The 20,555-nt window shown below is 63.5% G+C and carries 20 protein-coding genes and 2 tRNA genes; 11 read left to right on the forward strand and 11 right to left on the reverse strand.

All coding sequences use genetic code 11. From position 1 onward, the window contains the following. Window positions 1-826, reverse strand: an 826-nt coding sequence (locus V7E26_RS21880) for a CaiB/BaiF CoA transferase family protein (protein WP_324420114.1), incomplete at its 3' end; no start/stop codon positions are given. Window positions 827-1,067: 241 nt separating this feature from the next. Here V7E26_RS21880 and V7E26_RS21885 point away from each other — a divergent pair. Next, a complete protein-coding gene (locus V7E26_RS21885) occupies window positions 1,068-1,325 on the forward strand; it encodes a type II toxin-antitoxin system Phd/YefM family antitoxin (protein WP_324420116.1) in 258 nt (85 codons plus the stop codon). Beyond that, window positions 1,322-1,705, forward strand: coding sequence for a type II toxin-antitoxin system VapC family toxin (locus V7E26_RS21890; protein WP_324420118.1), 384 nt, complete (start codon window positions 1,322-1,324; stop codon window positions 1,703-1,705). Before V7E26_RS21885 ends, V7E26_RS21890 begins: the two co-directional genes overlap by 4 nt. A gap of 197 nt (window positions 1,706-1,902) precedes the next feature. On the opposite strand, the gene V7E26_RS21895 is transcribed toward V7E26_RS21890, so the two are convergent. The 6 genes from V7E26_RS21895 to V7E26_RS21920 form a co-directional block, all read right to left on the reverse strand. Continuing rightward, the gene (locus V7E26_RS21895) at window positions 1,903-4,272 is read right to left on the reverse strand and encodes an ABC transporter substrate-binding protein (protein WP_324420120.1); all 2,370 of its coding nucleotides are present in this window, start codon (window positions 4,270-4,272) and stop codon (window positions 1,903-1,905) included. Between the two features lie 369 nt (window positions 4,273-4,641). Continuing rightward, the gene (locus V7E26_RS21900; RefSeq protein WP_324420123.1) at window positions 4,642-6,882 is read right to left on the reverse strand and encodes an ABC transporter substrate-binding protein; all 2,241 of its coding nucleotides are present in this window, start codon (window positions 6,880-6,882) and stop codon (window positions 4,642-4,644) included. 377 nt (window positions 6,883-7,259) lie between these two features. Further along, entirely contained in the window at window positions 7,260-7,634 is a 375-nt protein-coding gene (locus V7E26_RS21905) for a YbaN family protein (protein WP_324420125.1), read from the reverse strand. Window positions 7,635-7,724: 90 nt separating this feature from the next. Then, on the reverse strand, window positions 7,725-8,918 hold the full coding sequence (locus V7E26_RS21910; protein WP_324420127.1) for a M20/M25/M40 family metallo-hydrolase: 1,194 nt from the start codon (window positions 8,916-8,918) through the stop codon (window positions 7,725-7,727). A gap of 24 nt (window positions 8,919-8,942) precedes the next feature. Next, complete coding sequence (locus V7E26_RS21915) at window positions 8,943-9,479, reverse strand: hypothetical protein (protein WP_324420129.1); 537 nt, start codon at window positions 9,477-9,479, stop codon at window positions 8,943-8,945. A 114-nt stretch (window positions 9,480-9,593) separates the two neighbouring features. After that, on the reverse strand, window positions 9,594-10,247 hold the full coding sequence (locus tag V7E26_RS21920) for a TetR/AcrR family transcriptional regulator (RefSeq protein ID WP_324420131.1): 654 nt from the start codon (window positions 10,245-10,247) through the stop codon (window positions 9,594-9,596). Window positions 10,248-10,455: 208 nt separating this feature from the next. Between V7E26_RS21920 and V7E26_RS21925 the strand changes: the two genes are divergently transcribed. The 6 genes from V7E26_RS21925 to V7E26_RS21950 all read left to right on the forward strand — a co-directional run bounded on the left by V7E26_RS21925 (window position 10,456) and on the right by V7E26_RS21950 (window position 16,129). Beyond that, window positions 10,456-11,292: a helix-turn-helix domain-containing protein gene (locus V7E26_RS21925; RefSeq protein ID WP_324420133.1), complete on the forward strand. Its 837-nt coding sequence runs from the start codon at window positions 10,456-10,458 to the stop codon at window positions 11,290-11,292. A gap of 71 nt (window positions 11,293-11,363) precedes the next feature. Then, entirely contained in the window at window positions 11,364-12,176 is an 813-nt protein-coding gene (locus tag V7E26_RS21930) for an amidohydrolase family protein (RefSeq protein WP_324420135.1), read from the forward strand. A 38-nt stretch (window positions 12,177-12,214) separates the two neighbouring features. Then, the gene (locus V7E26_RS21935; protein ID WP_324420137.1) at window positions 12,215-13,012 is read left to right on the forward strand and encodes an enoyl-CoA hydratase/isomerase family protein; all 798 of its coding nucleotides are present in this window, start codon (window positions 12,215-12,217) and stop codon (window positions 13,010-13,012) included. A 54-nt stretch (window positions 13,013-13,066) separates the two neighbouring features. After that, window positions 13,067-14,770 (forward strand): AMP-binding protein, encoded by a 1,704-nt coding sequence (locus V7E26_RS21940; protein WP_324420139.1) that lies wholly within the window; start codon window positions 13,067-13,069, stop codon window positions 14,768-14,770. Window positions 14,771-14,801: 31 nt separating this feature from the next. Then, window positions 14,802-15,518: a glutathione S-transferase family protein gene (locus tag V7E26_RS21945; RefSeq protein WP_324420141.1), complete on the forward strand. Its 717-nt coding sequence runs from the start codon at window positions 14,802-14,804 to the stop codon at window positions 15,516-15,518. 2 nt (window positions 15,519-15,520) lie between these two features. Continuing rightward, complete coding sequence (locus V7E26_RS21950; RefSeq protein WP_324420143.1) at window positions 15,521-16,129, forward strand: DsbA family protein; 609 nt, start codon at window positions 15,521-15,523, stop codon at window positions 16,127-16,129. Window positions 16,130-16,272: 143 nt separating this feature from the next. On the opposite strand, the gene V7E26_RS21955 is transcribed toward V7E26_RS21950, so the two are convergent. Further along, window positions 16,273-16,346: transfer RNA gene (locus V7E26_RS21955), tRNA-Gly, on the reverse strand. Between the two features lie 376 nt (window positions 16,347-16,722). On the opposite strand from V7E26_RS21955, the gene V7E26_RS21960 reads away from it, so the two are divergent. Beyond that, window positions 16,723-17,109, forward strand: a complete 387-nt coding sequence (locus V7E26_RS21960) for a YciI family protein (RefSeq protein ID WP_324420145.1) — start codon at window positions 16,723-16,725, stop codon at window positions 17,107-17,109. A 141-nt stretch (window positions 17,110-17,250) separates the two neighbouring features. Here V7E26_RS21960 and V7E26_RS21965 read toward each other — a convergent pair. Beyond that, a tRNA-Tyr gene (locus V7E26_RS21965) sits at window positions 17,251-17,336 on the reverse strand. Window positions 17,337-17,540: 204 nt separating this feature from the next. Between V7E26_RS21965 and rlmB the strand changes: the two genes are divergently transcribed. Then, a complete protein-coding gene (rlmB, locus tag V7E26_RS21970; protein ID WP_324420147.1) occupies window positions 17,541-18,368 on the forward strand; it encodes a 23S rRNA (guanosine(2251)-2'-O)-methyltransferase RlmB in 828 nt (275 codons plus the stop codon). A gap of 60 nt (window positions 18,369-18,428) precedes the next feature. On the opposite strand, the gene V7E26_RS21975 is transcribed toward rlmB, so the two are convergent. Both V7E26_RS21975 and V7E26_RS21980 read right to left on the reverse strand, forming a co-directional pair. Continuing rightward, window positions 18,429-18,791 carry a hypothetical protein gene (locus V7E26_RS21975; protein WP_324420149.1) on the reverse strand — a complete coding sequence of 121 codons (363 nt, stop codon included), beginning with the start codon at window positions 18,789-18,791 and terminating at the stop codon, window positions 18,429-18,431. Window positions 18,792-18,830: 39 nt separating this feature from the next. Next, window positions 18,831-19,277, reverse strand: a complete 447-nt coding sequence (locus V7E26_RS21980) for a hypothetical protein (RefSeq protein ID WP_324420152.1) — start codon at window positions 19,275-19,277, stop codon at window positions 18,831-18,833. 236 nt (window positions 19,278-19,513) lie between these two features. Between V7E26_RS21980 and V7E26_RS21985 the strand changes: the two genes are divergently transcribed. Further along, window positions 19,514-20,555, forward strand: a 1,042-nt coding sequence (locus V7E26_RS21985) for a sulfatase-like hydrolase/transferase (RefSeq protein ID WP_324420154.1), incomplete at its 3' end; no start/stop codon positions are given.

Raw genomic sequence — 20,555 nt, forward strand, 5'->3', positions numbered from 1 at the left:
CCAGCACGGCGCAGGTGCGCTGGAACTGGCCGTCATTGCCGACCACCAGCATCAGCTCACCGTCGGTGCAGCGGAACACGCCGGCAGGCATTCCGCCATTGCCCCAGGTGCCGCGGCGCGGCGGGGTCTGGCCGTTGACGAGGTAGATCTGCAGCCAGTGCGACAGCGAGGCGATCACGGTATCGAACAGGCAGACGTCGACATGCTGCCCCTCCCCGCCATTGGCCTTGCGGTGAAACAGCGCGGCCAGGATGCCGATCGATGTATTCATGCCGGTCATGTAGTCGACGATCGAGGGACCGACCTTCATCGGGCCTTCGCCGGGCTCGCCGTCGATGTGGCCGGTGACGCTCATCAAGCCGCCCATCGCCTGCAGGATCGCGTCATAGCCGGCGCGCGGCGCGTAAGGACCGGTCTGGCCGAAGCCGGTCACCGAGCAATAGACGATGCCGGGGTTGATCGCCTTGATCGATTCATAGTCCAGCCGGTAGCGTTTGAGATCGCCGACCTTGTAGTTCTCCATCATCACATCGCAGCTCCTGGCGAGCTCGCGGACGATGTCCTGCCCTTCAGCCGTCGCGATGTTGACGGTGACGGATTTCTTGTTGCGGTTGGCGCAGAGGTAGAACGAGTTGTTGTTGTTGGCCTTGCCTTCGGGGTCCTTCAGGTAGGGTGGACCGAACGCGCGGGCGTCGTCGCCGCCGCCGGGACGCTCGATCTTGATCACCTCGGCGCCGAGATCGGCCAGCATCTGCGCCGACAGCGGGCCCGCGAGCACACGCGTCAGGTCGAGAATCTTGATGCCCGAAAGTGGCAGAGCCGACATGAACTTCCTCCGAAATGATTTTGGCGTGGCGGCGCGGGAACGCATCCGGCGCTCTATCGAATGCCGATACACTATTTTGTGCGGCTGAGCCCTGCGTTGTCGGCATGTCGGTATCCATTGCGGACCAGACGCCATCGCGACCACCACAGGCAATTGCGCTCCGTTCCTACCCGCAGCAATTGAATTGGACCATCGATTGGTCTATCATTTCCGCCAATCGATGATTGGATCAAGACACGCCATGCGGATTCCCGTCTCCGAAGCCAAGGGCCAATTGACCGAACTGGTGCGACGCGCCGAAGCCGGCGATGAAGTCATTTTGACGCGCCATGGCCTGCCGGCCGTTCGCCTGGTCCCGGTGGCGGCGGTGCCCGACAAGAAGGCGCGTCGCGCCCTGCTCGAGGCCGTGCGCGCCAGCGGTGCAACGAAGGCGGCGACCGGACCCGGCGCAGCCAGAAGTCAGGATTTTCTGTACGGCGATGATGGCCTGCCCGGATGATCGCTGTCGATACGTCCGCCCTGATGGCCGTGGTACTTGGTGAGGCCGAGGCTGATGCCTGTATCGCCGCGCTGGAAACCGACGACGAGATATTGATCTCGGCGGTAACCATCGCGGAGGCATTGATCGTTGCGAACCGCCGCAACGTCGGCAACGAGATGGAAAGCCTGATCGACGGACTTGGCCTCAACATCGTCGACGTCTCGCTGGCCGCGGCGCGCAGGGCCGCGCACGCCTATGCGCGATGGGGGAAAGGTGTTCACGCCGCCGGCCTCAATCTCGGTGACTGCTTCGCCTATGAAGTCGCGAAACAGCATCGATGTCCCCTGCTCTATGTCGGGAACGATTTTTCGAAAACGGACATCAAGGGTGTGCTGTGAACAGGTGACGACGCTGCCCACAAATTCCACCGCCACCAGCAAAACGGGCGGCCCTGTGAAGGAGCCGCCCGCCGATTGTCGAACCTTGTTGCCTGACTAAAGCGCGATGAGATTGGGATGAATCATCATCGCGCTTTAGGTTATTGTTTGAGCATGATCATTTCGGAAAACCGCGGCACACTTTTCCGGATCATGCTCTAGCGCGGCGCGCCGGTCCTGGAGCGGCTGGCGCGCCATTCCAGGAATTCGCGATAGAGCGGATCGCGCTCCTGCGGCTGGAATGCGGTGGCGGCCGGCGCGGCCACCGGCGGCGGCGCTGATACGGCGGCCGATGCCGACGAGACCGCAGCGCCCGATGCCAGCGGCATGTTGCGGTCGAGCCATTGCTGCGCCGCATTGAAGCGGGTCCAGCCCGACACCGTGGCCCGCAGCGCCATTTCCTTCCACTTCGGATGGAACGGCGGCCGCTGCAACTGCGCGACCTTGTCGAACATGGTGTCGACGAGCAGCGCCAAGCGGCGGTAGCGGTCGCTGTTCGGCGCCCAGTTATACGACGCCAGCACCGCCTCGGCCGAGATGGTCTCGACGGAGCCGCCCTCGGCCACCAGGTTCGGGTAATCCTGCGACGACATCTTGGAGGGCAGATATTCCTCCTGCAGCGTCTTGGCGTACTCGACCGGGACCAGATGCAGGTTGCGGTCGGTGATCTGGTTCAGCCACTGCACCGGCTTGCCCTCGATCGCCACGATGGCGTCGACCTCGCCCTTGCGCAGCATGTCGACCGCGAGGCGCGGCTCCTGGTAGACCAGGTGCGGCCTGATGCCGAGCCGCTCGAACACGTTGATCGCGGTGACGAAGGTCGAACTGTCGGGCAGATCGACCACCACGGTCTTACCGTCGAGGTCCCGCACATTGGCGATGCTCTTCGGCGCGAGGACGTGCATCTCCTCATTGAACATCTTCGCCACATAGACGAACTGGTTGCGGATGTCCTTGGCGAAGTCCTTGCGGTCGAGATAGGACAGCGTGTCCTTGCGCACGATGCCGGCGTCGACGCCGCGCAGCAGCAGGATATCCGATACCGCCTGCACCGAGCCGCGGCCCATCACGGGCAGGATCCGCAGATTGGTGCCGTTGTCGAGCACGGAGGCGAGATCGGCGCCCATCTGCGCATAGGTCGAGCCGAACGAGCCGGTCATCAGGCTGACCGTGTTGGCGTTGAGCTGGTTGGCCAGGTCGCGCTTGGTCGCGGTGCCATACTTGAAGATGGTCTTGAAGGACTCGCTGACCGCGCCCGGATCGATGCCGCTGCGCACCGGGCCGAAGTGCTGCCACTGCCCGTTGGTGAATCGCATCATCCGCATCTGCTCGATCGGCGCGTGGTCCGACGGGCTGGTGTTGATCAGGATGCCCTGCACCATCATCGGAAGCTGCAGACCCTTGAGCGAGCGGGCCTGCTTCATGATGTTCTCCCGCGACAGGTCGTCGCCGCAGTTCTTCAGGATCTCGACCACGGTCCGACTGACGAGATAGCCGAGAACCGCCTGGCCGTTGACCTTGCTGACGCTCGGCACGTAACGCTGCATGAAGGCGCTCCATTCGCGGAACGCCACCTCGCCGGCCGCCGCTGAGTCTTCGCCCTCGAGGCGGTAGGCCGCCGACATCAGGCCCTCCGCATTTTGCGCACCCGCCGGCTGGATCACGGCCGAATAGGAATTGGAGACCGAGGCGACGAACTGGTTCGGCCTCCAGCCGAGTTCGACGCTGCGGCGGATCGCCATGGTGGCGAATTTCGGCGTCGTGAACTGGATGAAGATGTCGGCGTTGGTGGCCTTCAGCTTGGCCATCTGGGCGTCGATGTTGGCATCCGTCACCTTGTACGGCGCCTCGGCGACGATCGGCAGCTTGCCGCCGAGGCCGTCCTTCAGGCCCTTGAGATATTCCTTGCCCATCCCGTCGTCCTGATAGAGAACGGCGATCCGGCTGCGGGGAAAGTTCTCCAGGATATATTGCGCATAGATCTGGGCTTCGGCCGCATACGTCGGCAGGAAGCCCATGGTCCAGGGAAACTCCTGCGGCTGGTCCCACGCCGCCGCGCCCGACAGCGCAAAGAGCTGCGGCACCTTCTTGGAGTTCAGATACGGCTGGATCGCCGCGTTGGTGTTGGTGCCGATGGTCGCCAGGGTGAAGAGAACCTGGTCATCCTCGACGAGCTTGCGGGTCGCCTCCATGGTCTTGGTCGGCTCGTAGGCGTCGTCATAGCTGATGACGCTGATCTTGCGGCCGTTGACGCCGCCCTCGGCGTTGACCTTGTCCATATAGGCGATGATGACCTTGGCGATGACGCCATAGGCCGACGCGGGACCGGTATAGGGGGCCGAGATGCCGATCCGGATTTCGTTGCTGGCCGGGGGCGCCGCCAGGACCTGCGTGGTGAGCGTCGATGCGGCCGCCCCGGCCAGCACCAGCGCCGCTGCGGCACTGCGCCGCGGCGCAGCCAAAAGCCGGCGCAGCACGTCACGGGTCACCGACCCGGACCATTGCGCCGCCCCACGAGTGTTGATCAAAACCCGCATCCTGCCCCCTTTGAGCAATACTATTGTGTGATTTTCGAGCTGCGAAACATGCACCGTTTCAGGCCCGCTCGAAGACATTGTGTCTCAATTTGATTGATTTTATGTCAAGGCCAGACGTTTCGCGCAGTTAGTCGATCGTGTGTCCGACCGCAACAATTTTAGACCATTGGTGTAACAAAAATCCCGCGCAGGAGACCGTGCGCCTCCTCATGCGCGCGTTGGTTGCGTAGATGCGCGCGATATTTTGATTCGCGAAGATTTGCGCCTGCATCGCGATCGCGCGGCACGGCCGGTGCGGATCAAAACAGAACGGCCCGCCATATGGCGGGCCGTCATATTGTCGGATTGCCGACGTTGCGGTTACCGGTTGGGGGGCGCCTTGGCGCGGTTGGCGCGCCACTCCAGGAATTCGCGATAGAGCGGATCGCGATCCTGCGGCGAGAGCGCGGCGGCCGGCGACTGCGGCACCGCGCCCGATGCCGACGATACGGCCGCGCTTGCGGGCATGTTGCGGTCGAGCCATTCCTGCGCCGCCTTGAAGCGGGTCCAGCCCGACACCGTCGCCCGCGGCGCCATTTCCTTCCACTTCGGATGGAACGGCGGCCGCTGCAACTGCGCGACCTTGTCGAACATGGTGTCGACGAGCAGCGCCAAGCGGCGGTAGCGGTCGCTGTTCGGCGCCCAGTTATACGACGCCAGCACCGCCTCGGCCGAGATGGTCTCGACGGAGCCGCCCTCGGCCACCAGGTTCGGGTAATCCTGCGACGACATCTTGGAGGGCAGATATTCCTCCTGCAGCGTCTTGGCGTACTCGACCGGGACCAGATGCAGGTTGCGGTCGGTGATCTGGTTCAGCCACTGCACCGGCTTGCCCTCGATCGCCACGATGGCGTCGACCTCGCCCTTGCGCAGCATGTCGACCGCGAGGCGCGGCTCCTGGTAGACCAGGTGCGGCCTGATGCCGAGCCGCTCGAACACGTTGATCGCGGTGACGAAGGTCGAACTGTCGGGCAGATCGACCACCACGGTCTTACCGTCGAGGTCCCGCACATTGGCGATGCTCTTCGGCGCGAGGACGTGCATCTCCTCATTGAACATCTTCGCCACATAGACGAACTGGTTGCGGATGTCCTTGGCGAAGTCCTTGCGGTCGAGATAGGACAGCGTGTCCTTGCGCACGATGCCGGCGTCGACGCCGCGCAGCAGCAGGATATCCGATACCGCCTGCACCGAGCCGCGGCCCATCACGGGCAGGATCCGCAGATTGGTGCCGTTGTCGAGCACGGAGGCGAGATCGGCGCCCATCTGCGCATAGGTCGAGCCGAACGAGCCGGTCATCAGGCTGACCGTGTTGGCGTTGAGCTGGTTGGCCAGGTCGCGCTTGGTCGCGGTGCCGTACTTGAACAGCGTCTTGAAGGAATCGCTGACGGTGCCCGGATCGATGCCGCTGCGCACCGGCCCGAAGAACTGCCAGTGGCCGCCCGTGAAGCGCATCAGGCGCATCTGCTCGATCGTCGCATGGTCGGACGGGCTGGTGTTGATCAGGATGCCCGGCACCATCATCGGAATCTGCAGGCCCTTGAGCGAGCGGGCCTGCTTCATGATGTTGTCGCGCGAGAAGTCGTCGCCACACATCTTCAGGACTTCCATGACGAGGCGGGCGTTCAGATAGGCGTAGACGGCCTGCCCGTTCGCCTTGCTGACGCTCGGCACATAGCGTTCCATGAAGGCGCTCCATTCGCGGAACACCGCGGGGCCGGCGCTCTGCGCGTCCTCGCCTTCGAGGCGGTACATCGCCGAGATGATGCCTTCGCCGTTTTCGAGGCCCGCCGGCGCCATCACCGACGATACCGATTCAGACACCGACGCCAGGAAATGGATCGGCTTCCAGCCGATCTCGGCGTTTCGCTTGATCGCCATGGTGGCGAATTTCGGCGTCGTGAACTGCATGAAGACGTCGGCGCCCGAGGCCTTGAGCTTGGCGATCTGGGCGTCGATGTTGGCGTCGGTGACCTTGTACGGCGCCTCGGCCACGATCGGAATCTTGGTGCCGAGACCATCCTTCAGTCCCTTCAGATAGTCCTTGCCGAAGCCGTCGTCCTGGTAGAGCACCGCGACCTTGCTGCGCGGATGGTTCTCCAGCAGATATTGCGAATAGATGTGGGCTTCGGTCTGGTAGCTGGGCAGGAAGCCCATGGTCCAGGGAAACTCGCGCGGCTGGTCCCACATCGTCGCGCCCGAGGCGACGAAGAGCTGCGGGATCTTCTTCGCGTTCAGATAGGGGTGGACCGCCTGGCTGGTGTTGGTGCCGAGGCTGCCCAGAATGAAGAGAACGTTGTCTTCCTCGACGAGCTTGCGCGTCATCTCCATCGTCTTGGTGGGATTGTAGGCGTCGTCATAGGAGATGAAATTGATCTTGCGGCCCTTGATGCCGCCCTCGGCATTGACCTTCTCGAAATAGGCCGCCAGCACCTTGCCGATCACGCCATAGGCGGAGGCAGGCCCCGTATAGGGCACGGTGTTGCCGATCCGGATCTCGTTGTCGCCGGGCGCGGCCCGCGCCGTGTCATTCAAAGCCGGCGCCGCAATTGCCGCCAGCATCAGCGCCGCGGCCGCCCTGCGGAAAGGCGCGGCGAACAGCCGGCCTGCCGCCCTCCCCGCGCCAGATCGCGAGTCCTGCCCAAATTGTCGACGAGAATCGATCGTAGCCCGCATTGCGGTCCCCCTTGTGTCCCCAGTCCCATGCATTTTTTTGTAGGCTTTACGTCAGCGAGCAGGGTTTCAATCCTACTCGCCGACATTGCGTCTCAATCGGATTGATTTTGTGGCGAGTCTAGGTCTTCCGTGCGGCATGGTTACCGCGCACGTGCGCCAACCGCAGAATACACGGGATCGGCGTTAATTGTGCGCCCGCACAATTGTGGCGGCCATATGCACGCCCTCGCCCGATTTTCCCCATGTCGAGGCCCCGCACTACGCTAGATGCCGGCCTCATCGGCCACCGCCGGGCGCGACACGACGTAGGCGGCGCACGCCAGGAAGCCGGCCGCCACGCCCAACGCCAGCGGCAATGACGGATCGACGCTGTAGCAGAACACGGCAAACCCGATCGTCATGCCCACGCACGCCATCGCCTTCCCCGACCGCGGAATGGCTCCGGCGGCGCGCCAGTCCCGCAGCGGCTTGCCGAACGTCGGATGATCCAGCAGCCACGCCTCGAACCGCGGCGACGAGCGTGCAAAGCACCAGGCAGCGATGATCAGGAAAACCGCCCCCGGCATCAGCGGCATCACGAGGCCGATCACGCCGAGCGCGACCATCACCCAACCGAGGCCGAAGTAGATGATGCGCATCAGACCCGCCGCCAAACCGTCTGTTGAAGCCAGTACATGCGACCGGGTCGGCTTGCCGTCAAGCCCGAGGCGAATTGGCGGCGACGACGTTCATCGCATCGTCGCTAGCTGAACCGCGAGCGCGCAGGCACGGTCGTATTCATCGAGATTGATCCACTCGTCGATCGTGTGCGGCTCGTTCTGCCCGGCGCCGAAGGTCACCGTCGGGACGCCGTGGCGAACCATCCAGTTTGCATCGAGCCCGCCGCTGGCGGCGCGGATGTTCGGCGTCGCGCCGATGCCGGACACCGCGGACACCGCCCGCTTGACCACGGGCAGGCTCTCCTTCATGCGGAACGGGTAATAGTCGGTCTCGGCCTTGAACTTGACGCGGCCCGACTTGCCGTCGCTGTTCTTGACCTTCTTGGCGGCCTTCTCGAACGCCGCCTTGTAGGCCTTGGTGATCTCCTTGAAGAACTTCGCATCGTGGCTGCGGCTTTCGCCGCGCACATGCACGTAGTCGGTGACGACATTGGTGGCGTCGCCGGCCGGCCGGCCCTCGCCGCCGGTGACCGGGCCGACATTGCTGGTGCCCTGCCGCTTGCCCTTCACCACCTTGCCGAACCAGCCGCCGGCCTTCACGTCGGCGAGCGCCAGCGCCAGGATCATCGTCGAACTGATCCCGCGCTCCGGCGCGACGCCGGCGTGCGAAGCGCGGCCGAAAATCTCGACATGCCAACGATCCGCGCCGACGGCGCCGATCGTGACGTTGGAGGCGGAGCCGCCGTCGTAGTTGAAGGCCATGGCAGGCGAGCCGAGTTCGTCGGTGTTGACGTAGCGCGCCCCATACAGCCCACTCTCCTCGCGCACGCAGAACAGGAGCGTGATCGGCGGATGATCGAGATTCTGTTTTGCGAGTTCGGCCGCCAGCGTCACGAGAACGCCGCAGCCGGCGCGGTTGTCGCCGCCGAGCGCGGTCTTCGCCTGATTGACGATCTTGCGGCCCGCAAGCTTCGGCCGGGCCCCGGCGCACAGCGGCACGGTGTCCATGTGCGTCATGAACATGATCCGCGGCTGGTTGTGCATGGCGCCGCGGCCGGGCAGATCGACAATGAGATTGCCGGTCTCCGTCGGCACGGGAATGCGCGTGTTGGCATCGTCAAGGCGGATCGCCGATGCCGGCACGCCACTTTCCTGCAGCCCCGCACTGAGCTCGCGTCCGATCGCGGCCTCCTTTCCGGTCACGCCCTCGACGGCGAGGAAACGCATCAGGCGGTCGGTGGCGGATTTGACGTCGACGGACATGATGATCTCTCGATGGGCTCGTGACTATTTCGGCGGACCCGAGTAATCGAGCGTCATGCCGGTAACCTGGCACGAAAAAGTGCCGAGCCCGGTGCTTACACTGAAGCCATGGCCGCGCGGAATCTCTCGCGACGCGAATTCATAATACATCGCAGGCGAATTCTGATTGCTGGAGAAAGGTATCGATCCCAGGTAGATCGTCAACTTCGTCACACTGCTTGCGCTTCCGGATCCCGGGCAGGCCAAGGAGCAGGCCTGACCAGTTGGGCAGGAATAATTCCACTGCAACGTAATATTTGAAAGTCCGTGATAAGGCGGCTGAAGTTCGGGCCGCTCGGTTTTTTCCTGGGCCCATGCCGCGCCCGCGCAGATACCAACAGACAGAAGGGTTCCAAGAAATATCGATCGCGACATCGGCAGATTCCTGTAGTTGGTGCCACGCGCCGGCCGGCGGCGGCAACTGCAATGCAAGCGATTGAAAGTATTGGAGCGGGTGAAGGGAATCGAACCCTCGTATTCAGCTTGGAAGCCACCAACTATCGCAATGTTTTCAAGAACCATTCTGACATTCTGTAGCTATTTTGCCAATTGAGATCATTAGAGAATTTTTCGTTGTCAGAATAGCGAAAGCTGTTTTGCGGCGGCCTACGATACTTCGACCGCGGACGGAACCGGTCAGCCGTGGGATCGTCCGGACCGGGAGCGCGCCCTGCCTCGGTAGAGCGTGGCCAGACAATCGTCCACCAGCACGTCGACGTCCACCGCCAGGATCTTCAGACGACCGGTCCTGAACATGAGCAGCAGGCCGAACATCCAGGAGGCCCCGGCGACTGCCACCTCATGTTTTTCGGATGCGTCGACCAGACCGTCGGCCTCGAGCGCGTCGGCGACGGCGGCGTATACCCGCTTCAGACGGACGTTGAGTTCGCGGTTCAGGTCCCGACCGACGCCGTCGGGTTTGGCCCCGCCGTACAGGTAGAAGCCGAGATCGTACTCGGAGGGTCTCTCGCGGAAATACTCGAACCAGGCGCGCAATGCTGCGGCACCTTTCCGACCCACTCGAGCCGCTGTAGCCGCCTGCTCGACGGCCTGGGCCATGCTCGCCAAGGATTCACGGAGGATATCGGCGTAAACCTCTTCCTTGCTCGCGTATTGGGCGTAGATCGCTCCGGTCGTGTAGCCCGCGGCTTTGGCGATCTCCCGGACCGACGTTTCGTGCAGGCCCACCTCGACGAAAACCTGCTTGGCGGCCTCGCGGATCAGTTCGCGCTTGAAAGCGCTCACGGCGGCCTTGCGCCGTTGGATTTTCGGATCGGGGGCTTCCGCCATCGATAGTTTCCGGTTCGAGAGGCCATGGCGGGCGGCGCTCATGCCCGATCTGCGCCCCATCGTGGCCGCTGGAATGCCGAAGCGCGCGCGCAGGAACGTTTGCTATCTTAATATAACAGTGTTATCGAACGGTCGTCAAGGAAGCCGCCAGCACCAGTGGAACTCGACTTTGCCAACGAAAGATCCACATCCGCGAGCGAGGTCGGCCTTGACCGCCGAAGACAACGAGCAGGTCTTCGCCCGCCCCTCGTTCTACGCCGAGTTCGCGCCGCGCGATGATCAAGCCGGCTGCGTCGACTCGATTTACATCCTGAAGGACCGGGGACGGCTGACCGAAAGCCGCACGTCGTTCGCTTCCCCGCTCAAGGAACTCGCCTTCATATTTCGGGAGGACGGTCCGGGCGGCAAGGTGGTCTTCAACGAGCCGAGCCTCAGTCACCGAAGAAAAAGCAGGGCGTTTGTGGGCTGGATCGTCGGCGTCAAGTTCAAGCCGACTTGGTCCGGTTCGCCGAGCGTCCACGATCCGGCGATCGTGGCGTGTCGCGATACGCTGGCGCGAGTCGTCCGGGAGAGTCCATCGTGCTTCGACATCCTCGACATCATGGATCGGACCCTGCTCGCGCTTTCGCGGCTGGCAAGGCACGGCGCGATCGCGGGTAGCGACCCCCTGGATACGCCGCACGGCCGCGTCAGCGACTTGGCGGACCACGTCGGTAGATCGGTCCGGACGCTGCAGAGGCGAGTGAGAACGTCGACAGGCTGTCCGCCCAAGCGTTTTCTCGCCGTGCAGCGCTTCCGTCGATCGCTCTACGAAATCGCGGCGGGAGGCGACGGTTTGTCTCTGATCGCCTCCGATCTCGGATTTTCCGACCAGGCCCACCTGACCAGAGAGTTTCGGCGACACGCCGGCGTCACGCCCGGCGCATTCCGGCAGGCCTGGTGCAGGCCGCGCGCGCAGGCTGTCCGATTTCTTCAAGACGCCGGCCGATCCACGCGCCTAATGATGGCGGTGTGGCCACTCGAGACCACGACCGAAACCGGTTGAGCAGGTTCGCCTTTCGCTCCGACAGGTCGTAGGCCCAGCCTCGATCCACCATCAGACGCGGGCACCTCATAATGATCATCGACGCCTGGATGCAGCACCCGAACGCCGCATGGATCGGGAATCCGATGTTCGAGTCGTTGCGCCGGTGGAGACCCGGCAAATGGTCCGAGACGGCGCCTCCCGTCGAAGACACACTTGCCGAGATGGACAGTGCGGGCGTTTCCGTCGGCATGCTCTGCGGCTGGCACGGTCCGGCCGGTCCAATGATCAGCAACGACGAGGTCGCCCAGCATTGCCGGGCTCACCCCGACCGCTTCGTCGGCATAGCTTCAGTCGATCTCTTCCGCCCGATGGACGCCGTGCGGGAGTTGAGGCTGCGCGCGAAGAGGGACGGCTTCAAGGGACTGCGCGTTCTGCCTTGGGTGTGGGGCCTGCCGCCGGACGATCGCCGGTACTACCCCCTTTTCGCCGAGTGCTGCGAACTCGACATCCCGTTTTGCACACAGGTCGGACACGCGGGGCCGCTTCGCGAATCCGAACCGGGTCGCCCCATCCCCTATCTCGATCGCGTTGCGCTGGAGTTTCCGGAACTTCGCATTCTCGGCGGCCATATCGGCGTGCCGTGGCTCGATGAAATGTTGTCACTCGTCATGAAGTACCCGAACGTCTTCATCGATACGTCGGCCTACAAGGTCAGCCGCTATCCGATCGGTCTCGTCGAGTATATGCGCGGCAACAAGAGACATCGGGTTCTCTTCGGATCCAACCATCCCTTCTGGCCCGCGGGCGAATGCATCGCCGGCCTCGACGGCCTGAACCTCGGCGCCGAAGCCCGTTCGGCGTTCCTGGCGGACAACGCGAGGCGCCTGTTCAAGCTGGCCTGATCTTCCGTAACCCGAGACCCCCAACCGTAGGATGACCGATGCCCTGGACCATTGAACGCAAGCACCCGCACGTGGCCGTGGTGACGATGAACACTAACAAGGTCAACGCGCAGAACCCGGCCTTCTTCGCCGACCTTCACGCGGCGTTCGATCGTCTGGAATCCGAGTTCACCGATTGCGCCGTCGTATTGACGGGATCGGGCGCGGTGTTCACAGCGGGCCTCGACTTCGACCATCATTTCCCGATGTTCGCGCGCCGATCGATCAAGGAGATCGATGCCTGGTTCGACGAATATCGCGCGACGAACCTTCGTCTGTTTAAGTACCCGAGGCCGACCGTGGCGGCTATCAACGGCCACGCCTATGCGGGCGGGTTCATCACCGCGATCGATTGCGATCACCGGATCGCCGTCGAAGGCCCGCTGCAGTTCGCGTTGAACGAGGTGCCCATCGGCATCCCGATGCCGGCTGTCTACTGCGAGATTATCAAGCATGCGATCGGCCCGCGATCGGCGTTCGAACTGACGCTGTTCGGCCAGATCTACGATCTCGCCGCCGCCAAACGCCTGGGCGTCGTCCAGCAGACCGTCGCGCCGGACAAGCTGCTCGAGGCGGCCGTCGCCTGGGCAGCGCTGGTGCCGCCGGACTGCTACACGGCCTACGCCTTCTCGAAGCGCGCGCTTCAGGCGACCACGATGGCCGCCATCGATGCCGCCGCCCGCCTCGACAAGGATCTGCTGTCGCGCGGCATGTCGGATCTCGGGAGCATCCGCGCCCATGCGCGACGCTACAAGGAATTGAAGGGCAAGGACGTGACCTGGCCGTTGCCCGCCTAGGCGCCCCGACGAGGGACGCGACGTAGGCCATCGAAAAACACGCAGGAGGAAATGATGCACGCCGGCCAGGTTACCGACGGTTCGTCGATCCCACCGAGCTACGTCAGCGGAGGATCGACGACGCCCCTCCTGGGCATGACGATCGGCGACTGCTTCGACGCCACGGTCCGCGCCCACCCCGATAGCCTCGCCCTGGTGGTGCGGTCTCAAGGCATTCGATGGACGTACCGCGAACTTGCCGCGGCTGTCGATCGCTTCGCGAGCGGCCTGGCTTCGCTCGGTCTTGTCGCGGGTGAACGCGTGGGCATCTGGTCACCCAACAACTCCGAATGGGTCGTTACGCAGTTCGCCACCGCCAAGCTCGGATTGATCCTCGTCACCATTAACCCCGCCTACCGTCCGCAGGAGTTGGAGTACGCGCTGCGAAAAGTCGGATGCGCGGCACTCGTCACCGCGACCGCGTTCAAGACGAGCGACTACATCGGCATGCTCCGTCAGATCGCACCCGAGATCGCGACAGGCGTTCCGGGACGATTGAACCTCCAGAAGCTGCCGGACCTGCGCGCGATCATCCAGATCGGTGAGACGGCTACGTCAGGCCTGCTTTCGTTCGAGGAAGTTTGCAGCCGCGGCTCGGTATCCCCTCCTCCGCGCGTGAAGCTGCGCTTCGACGACCCGATCAACATCCAATTCACCAGCGGCACGACCGGGGCTCCTAAAGGCGCGACGCTGACCCATCACAACATCCTCAACAACGGCTACTTCTGCGGACAAGCCCTCGGCTTCGGTCCCGATGACAGGCTCTGCATTCCCGTCCCCTTCTATCACTGCTTCGGCATGGTCCTGTCCAACCTGACCTGCATCACGCATGGCGCGGCCATGATCGTGCCGGGCGAATCCTTCGATCCGCTGGGTGTGCTCGAAGCCGTCCAAGCCGAGCGATGCACCGCCCTTCACGGCGTTCCGACGATGTTCATCTCGATTCTGGAACACCCCGCCTTCTCCCGTTTCGATCTATCGTCCTTGCGCACCGGCGCCATGGCAGGCGCTCCATGCCCGGTCGAGGTCATGCGTCGCGTGATCGGCGAGATGGGCATGGGTGAGATAACCATCGCGTACGGCATGACGGAGACCAGCCCGATCAGCTTTCAGAGCGATCGGGGCGATCCGTTGGAACGGCGCGTGTCGACGGTCGGCCGCATCCAGCCCTACGTGGAAGTGAAGGTTATTGACGAAGCCGGCGACATCGTCCCGCGCGGCACGCCGGGCGAACTGTGCACGCGCGGTTATTCAGTCATGCGGGGCTACTGGGACGATCCGGACAAGACTGCGCAGGCGATCGACGCGGCCGGATGGATGCGCACGGGCGATCTCGCCACCATCGATGCCGATGGCTACTGCAACATCACCGGTCGCATCAAGGATCTGGTGATCCGCGCCGGCGAGAACATCTATCCGCGCGAGATCGAGGAATTCCTCTATCAGCACCCGAAGGTGCAGGACGTCCAGGTATTCGGCGTTCCCGACCCGAAATACGGCGAAGAGGTCTGCGCCTGGATCCGTCTCAAGGACGGTCAGACCTGCGACGAAGAGAGCATCCGCTCCTTCTGCCGCGAGGCGATTGCCCACTACAAGATTCCGCGCTTCATCCGCTTCGTGGACGCCTATCCCATGACCGTGAGCGGCAAGGTTCAGAAATTCATCATGCGGGAAGCGATGGTGCGAGAACTCGCGCTGCAGGAAATCCGCACAGCGTGATCGCCGTCGCCCCAACCAGAAAGGCCCTTCGATGATCAAGCTGTACACATGGCCGACTCCGAACGGTCACAAGGTCCAGATCATGCTCGAAGAGATCGGGATTCCCTACACGGTGCATCCGATCGACATCACCCGCGGCGCACAGTTCGATCCGGAGTATCTTGCGCTCAATCCGAACAACAAGGTGCCGACGATTGTCGACGACGACGGCCCGGACGGCGCGCCGATCACGGTGTTCGAGACAGGTGCGATCCTCATCTACTTGGCCGAAAAGACGGGCCGCTTCATGCCGTCGGAGGCGCGTGCGCGGTGCGAGGTGATGCAATGGTTGATGTGGCAGATGGGAGGGCTCGGCCCGATGCTCGGCCAGGCGCAGCACTTCCATCGCTACGCTACCGAGAAGGTGCCGTACGCGATCGAAAGGTACACCAAGGAAGGCCGGCGACTGCTGAACGTGATGGAGCGAAGGCTCGACGGGCGCGACTATCTGGCCGGAGACTATTCGATCGCCGATATCGCCTGCTTCGCCTGGGTCCGTATCCACAAGATGGCCAACCAGACCCTCGACGACCTGCCGCGCGTCTCGCGCTGGTACGCGGCCATCCGCGCCAGGCCGGCGGTGGAGCGGGGCATCAAGCTGCTGCTGGATCAGTGGGTCGACGTGACGAAGAGCGAGGAAGCGCGGACGAATCTGTTCGGAGGTCCTCAGTATAAATCGAGCGCGAACGGAACGCCCCGAAGAGATTAGGTATGACCTCAACCGTCGTTCTATATATCGACTACCGCAGTCCGTTCTCCTACCTCGTGAAGGAGGAAGCCTACGCGCTCGCACGCGATTTCGATGTGACACTCTGCTGGAAGCCTTTTACGATTGACCTCCAGGGGGCTTACGGCGGCGAAGTCGAAGAGCGGACCGACCGGGACTGGCGCAAGGTTCGCTATTCCTACATGGACGCACGTCGGCTTGCTGCACGCCGCAACTGGATCATCCGCGGCACGCCTAAAATCTTCGACCCCACGCTCGCGCATACAGGGATGCTGCTCGCGTCAAAGACCCACAATTCTGTATTCCGTCGCTATCACGATACGCTCTGCGCGCGCTTTTGGTGCGGAGAGTTCGACATCGAAGACGCAGGGGCGATCAGGGCTCTGCTCATCGAGGCGGGCGCGGCAGGCCACGCGTTCGACGAGATGGTCGCATCCGGCGAAGGGGGCCGCCAGTGCCGGGCAATCGCTGCGGAGGCCGAAGCGCGGGGCGTTTTCGGCGTCCCTACATTCGTGCTGCAAGAAACCGGCGAGCTTTTTTGGGGCACCGATCGGGTCTGGCTGCTGCGCGAGCGACTGTCGGACAAGCTGTGAAATGTGAAGACAGGACTTCACATCGGGAGCGCGATCAGCTGTCGTCATTTCGCTAGACTGAAAACCCTGGCGAATTCAAATCGGTAGTCAGCCGTGTTGTCAGAATGAAATCTAAAAATTCGTACTAAGCTACTGAAATTGTTTGGAGCGGGTGAAGGGAATCGAACCCTCGTATTCAGCTTGGAAGGCTGCTGCTCTACCATTGAGCTACACCCGCGCTGGCGTTGAACTAACACGCCATGCTGGCGGCCTCAACCCGCCGCCGGCCACTTCGGAACACCGCGGGATCGCAGGGTTTTGGACCCTTAACAGGGACCGATTCGCCACCTATATTGATGTTTCCATCAACAATGAAAGGAGGTGATCCAGTGTCTTGTACCAAGCGCTGTCACCTCGCTGGGATCGCCCGCTAGGCTTTTCTTTGGCCTGGCATCCGGGCGCTCTCAGGCCTGGACCAGCGAGACAACAATTGGGGCGCGACGGGAGCCATCCCGCCGCGCCTTTTGTTTGTTGCCTGCGATGTGTCGGGATGATCGGGGCCAGATCGTCCTTCAAGAAGCAGCCAGTCCGGCCTGCCGAACAGGGAGACCATGATGCTCTATGCCATTCTCGCCTATCACGTCGAAGCCGAGGTGATGTCCTGGACGCCGCAAGAAGACGCGGCCGTAATGACCGGCCTGATGGCGGTGCACGACAGGCTCAACGTCGGCAAGCTGCTCGGGCCGGCGGCGCGGCTCGGCGGCACGGCGGAGGCCCGCACCCTGCGGGGACCGGGCAACGGAATGGTGATCGACGGGCCGTTCGCGGAGACCAAGGAGCAACTGCTCGGCCTCTACGTGGTGAATTGCGCCGACGAGAATGCTGCGATCGCGATTGCCCGCGACCTGCGCCGCGTCAATCCGTCCGCGGTGTATGAGATCAGGCCGATCAGGCTGTACCTGCCGGGCGAGGCGCTGCCGGAGACGGCTCAGGAGGGGTGAGCCGTAACGGCGCGAAACGAGCGAAGATGAAGATAGAGAATAACGGGTGGATGGCCTGCCTGGCCGTAGCTCGCGGCCACAGCCCGCCTACGCCCTTTGGGCTTCGGCGTGGCAGCCTTCTCTCGCTCGGCGAGCGAAGGCTGGTGGGGAAGGAAGGACTCGAACCTTCGAAGCCATACGGCGGCTGATTTACAGTCAGCTCCCTTTGCCACTCGGGACACTTCCCCGTCCGTCAGCATCAGCAACCGGCCGCCCGAGTGGCGGAGGACCGGACCATGGATGACGCTGAGGCCGAAAGCGCGGATCGAACCGGCTGCGGCCGGCGCGTTTATGGGCGAAGGGGGGTGGCAAAGTCAACCAATGCGGCCCACCAAAAATGCCCGTCCGGGGGCCAAATTGCCATATTCGCCCCCCCGTGACACAAGCACCCCATGAGCGACCGCGACCGAAAACCGCCGTTCCGCCGCGGCGGCGGCAACCGCTTCGAAAAAGGGCGAAAATTCGCGCGTTCCGCCGACCGGCGCGAGCGTGGCGGCGATTCCGACGGACCGGTGATTCTCTATGGCTGGCACACGGTCTCGGCCGCTCTCGCCAACCCGGAACGGCGGATCCGGAAGCTATATCTGACCGAAAACGCCGCCCGGCGGCTGGCGGACGAGCATATCGAGACCCGAATTGCCCCCGAGATCGTCCGCCCCGGCGTGATCGATCAGCGGCTCGGCCCCGATGCCGTGCATCAGGGCATGCTGGCGGAGGCCGAACCCCTGCCCTCGCCCGATATCGACACGCTGCCGCAGCAGGGCATCGTGCTGGTGCTCGACCAGATCACCGACCCGCACAATGTCGGCGCCATCATGCGCTCGGCGGCGGCGTTCGCGGTCAAGGCGATCGTCACCACCGCCCGCCACAGCCCGGAGGCGACCGGCGTGCTGGCGAAATCCGCCTCCGGCGCGCTGGAACTGGTGCCGCTGGTGACGGTGCAAAACCTCGCCCGCGCACTGACCGAGCTGAACGACCGCGGCTTCATGACCGTCGGCCTCGACAGCGAGGGCACTGAGGATCTCGGCGCGGTATCGTTGCAGCAGCCGCTGGCGCTGGTGCTGGGCGCCGAGGGCAAGGGCCTGCGGCAACTGACCCGCGAGACCTGCCGCGTGGTGGCGCGGCTCGACATGCCCGGCGAGATCAAGAGCCTGAACGTCTCGAACGCCGCGGTGCTGGCGCTTTATATCGGCGCCAGCCGATTGGGGCTGATGAAATGAGAAACGCCCGCTCGCAACTCCATGCGAACGGGCGCTGAAACTTTCCAACTACCGTCGGATTCAGTAGTAGCGGCGCAGCACGCGCCGGCCGTGATAGTACCCGTAGCGGTGATAGCGGTGGTACGGCCGGTTGTAGCCATAGCCGTAGCCGGAGATCGTTGCTTCGCGATAGACCGGATACGGCGCGAAATTGCCGGGGCCGGTGTAGGTCGGGCCCTGGTTGACCCAATAATACTGCTGCTGCGGATCGGGCAGCCGCTCGCGGACACCCCAGCCGCCGCAGGGGTTGCAGCCGGCATAGCCGTAGCTCACGACCGGCGCGGCAAAAACCGGCGCGGCGCACGGGGTGTAGCCACAGGCCATCGCGGGGGCTGTGGCCATCACGGCAACCGCCGCGATCAATCCTTTAAGTACCTGACGCATTATTCTCTCCTCTCGAAGTTATTCGTTGTCGTCTATTTCTCAGCGCGGAAGGTTGTGCGGCCCACGCCGGTCAAAGTTCGGCGCGTAGATGATCCCGGGCGGATCGACCGGCACGCTGGACTGCGCCGGCAGCGGCGCCGACTGCGCCGACCAGGATTGGTGATAGCTCTCGGCCGGCTGTGGCAAATGCCGGTTCGACGGCGGCTCGATTTCGAGGCGGCCGTAGCCGGGGATGCGACCGGCGCTCGGATAATAGTGACCGACATTCGGGACCGGATCGATGTAGCGGCCGCCATAGATGGTCGGCTGGACATGGATGCGCCTGGCGAGGCCCCACTCGCCCTCGACCACCGTATAGGAGGCGTCGACGCCATTAATGATGACGGGAACCCCGGGACGGCCCGGGATCACGATCTCGAAGCCGCCGCCAGCCAGGGCGGACGACGTGGTCGCGATGAAAAGTGCCAGTGTGACGCCGATACGCATCGCTTGGACCCCGGTATTCCTCACGTCCCAATTTAATCCAACTCGGTCCTTCAAGGGTTAAGGTATCAGGCCAAACTGGCGGTAAGGCTAACGCGCAGGGCTGGATCGCCGCTCAATTGCGAGAAATCGCGCTATCCATTCGTTAACGGCGCTTACCCGTTGCCTGCTCGATTGTTATCTGCGCCGCGATATCGCACCATCCCGCCCCTGCCGTCCCCAGCTGAAAAGTCCCTGACATGACGACCACGACGCCTGCGAAGAACGTGCTCTGGATCATGTGCGACCAGCTTCGCTACGACTATCTCGGCTGCACCGGCCATGGCGTGCTGAAGACGCCGAACATCGACGCAATGGCGAGGCGCGGCGTGCTGTTCTCGAACGCCTATGTGCAGTCGCCGATCTGCGGCCCGTCGCGGATGTCGTTCTATACCGGCCGCTACATGCGCTCACACGGCTCGCACTGGAACGGCTGGCCGCTGCGCGTCGGCGAGCCCACGCTCGGCGATCACCTGAAGAAGATCGGCGTGCGCAACGTGCTGGTCGGCAAGACGCATATGGCGCCCGACCTCGAAGGCCTGAAGAACCTCGGCATCCCCGCCGACTCCATCATCGGCGTGCATGTGTCGGAATGCGGCTTCGAGCCCTATGAGCGCGACGACGGCCTGCACCCGACGGGACGGCCGCGTCCGGCCTACGACAATTATCTGCGCGAGCACGGCTATGACGCGCCCAATCCGTGGGAGCACTGGGCCAATTCCGGCGAAGCCGACGACGGCAGCCTGCAGAACGGCTGGCTGCTGGTGCACGCCGACAAGGCCGCGCGCGTTCCCGATGAGCATTCCGAGACACCCTACATGACGCGCCGCGCGATGGAGTTCATCGCGGAGGCCCAGGACGACGGCCGCCCCTGGTGCCTGCATCTGTCCTACATCAAGCCGCACTGGCCTTATATCGCGCCCGAGCCCTACGCCAGCATGTACGGACCCGAGGACGTGAAGCCTGCGATCCGCTCGCAGGAGGAACGCGCCAACGCGCATCCGGTGTTCGCCGCCTATATGGACATGCGCTATTCCCGCAACATGTCGCGCGACGAGGCCCGCGAAAAGGTGATCCCGACCTATATGGGCCTGATCAGGCAGATCGACGACCAGATGGGCGTGTTGATGCGCTTCCTCGAAGCGCGCGGCCTGCTCGACAGCACCATGATCGTGTTCACGTCCGATCATGGCGACTATCTCGGCGATCACTGGATGGGCGAGAAGGATCTGTTCCACGAAC

Origin of the sequence: Bradyrhizobium sp., from assembly GCF_036735945.1 — a bacterium.
Classification (GTDB): domain Bacteria; phylum Pseudomonadota; class Alphaproteobacteria; order Rhizobiales; family Xanthobacteraceae; genus Bradyrhizobium.

Coding starts and splice junctions, on each gene's coding strand:
- V7E26_RS21885 (WP_324420116.1), top strand. CDS start 1,068: ATGCGGATTCCCGTCTCCGAAGCCAAGGGCCAATTGACCGAACTGGTG.
- V7E26_RS21890 (WP_324420118.1), top strand. CDS start 1,322: ATGATCGCTGTCGATACGTCCGCCCTGATGGCCGTGGTACTTGGTGAG.
- V7E26_RS21900 (WP_324420123.1), bottom strand. CDS start 6,882: ATGCTGGCGGCAATTGCGGCGCCGGCTTTGAATGACACGGCGCGGGCC.
- V7E26_RS21905 (WP_324420125.1), bottom strand. CDS start 7,634: ATGCGCATCATCTACTTCGGCCTCGGTTGGGTGATGGTCGCGCTCGGC.
- V7E26_RS21910 (WP_324420127.1), bottom strand. CDS start 8,918: ATGTCCGTCGACGTCAAATCCGCCACCGACCGCCTGATGCGTTTCCTC.
- V7E26_RS21915 (WP_324420129.1), bottom strand. CDS start 9,479: ATGGTTCTTGAAAACATTGCGATAGTTGGTGGCTTCCAAGCTGAATAC.
- V7E26_RS21920 (WP_324420131.1), bottom strand. CDS start 10,247: ATGGCGGAAGCCCCCGATCCGAAAATCCAACGGCGCAAGGCCGCCGTG.
- V7E26_RS21930 (WP_324420135.1), top strand. CDS start 11,364: ATGATCATCGACGCCTGGATGCAGCACCCGAACGCCGCATGGATCGGG.
- V7E26_RS21935 (WP_324420137.1), top strand. CDS start 12,215: ATGCCCTGGACCATTGAACGCAAGCACCCGCACGTGGCCGTGGTGACG.
- V7E26_RS21940 (WP_324420139.1), top strand. CDS start 13,067: ATGCACGCCGGCCAGGTTACCGACGGTTCGTCGATCCCACCGAGCTAC.
- V7E26_RS21945 (WP_324420141.1), top strand. CDS start 14,802: ATGATCAAGCTGTACACATGGCCGACTCCGAACGGTCACAAGGTCCAG.
- V7E26_RS21950 (WP_324420143.1), top strand. CDS start 15,521: ATGACCTCAACCGTCGTTCTATATATCGACTACCGCAGTCCGTTCTCC.
- V7E26_RS21960 (WP_324420145.1), top strand. CDS start 16,723: ATGCTCTATGCCATTCTCGCCTATCACGTCGAAGCCGAGGTGATGTCC.
- rlmB (WP_324420147.1), top strand. CDS start 17,541: ATGAGCGACCGCGACCGAAAACCGCCGTTCCGCCGCGGCGGCGGCAAC.
- V7E26_RS21975 (WP_324420149.1), bottom strand. CDS start 18,791: ATGCGTCAGGTACTTAAAGGATTGATCGCGGCGGTTGCCGTGATGGCC.
- V7E26_RS21980 (WP_324420152.1), bottom strand. CDS start 19,277: ATGCGTATCGGCGTCACACTGGCACTTTTCATCGCGACCACGTCGTCC.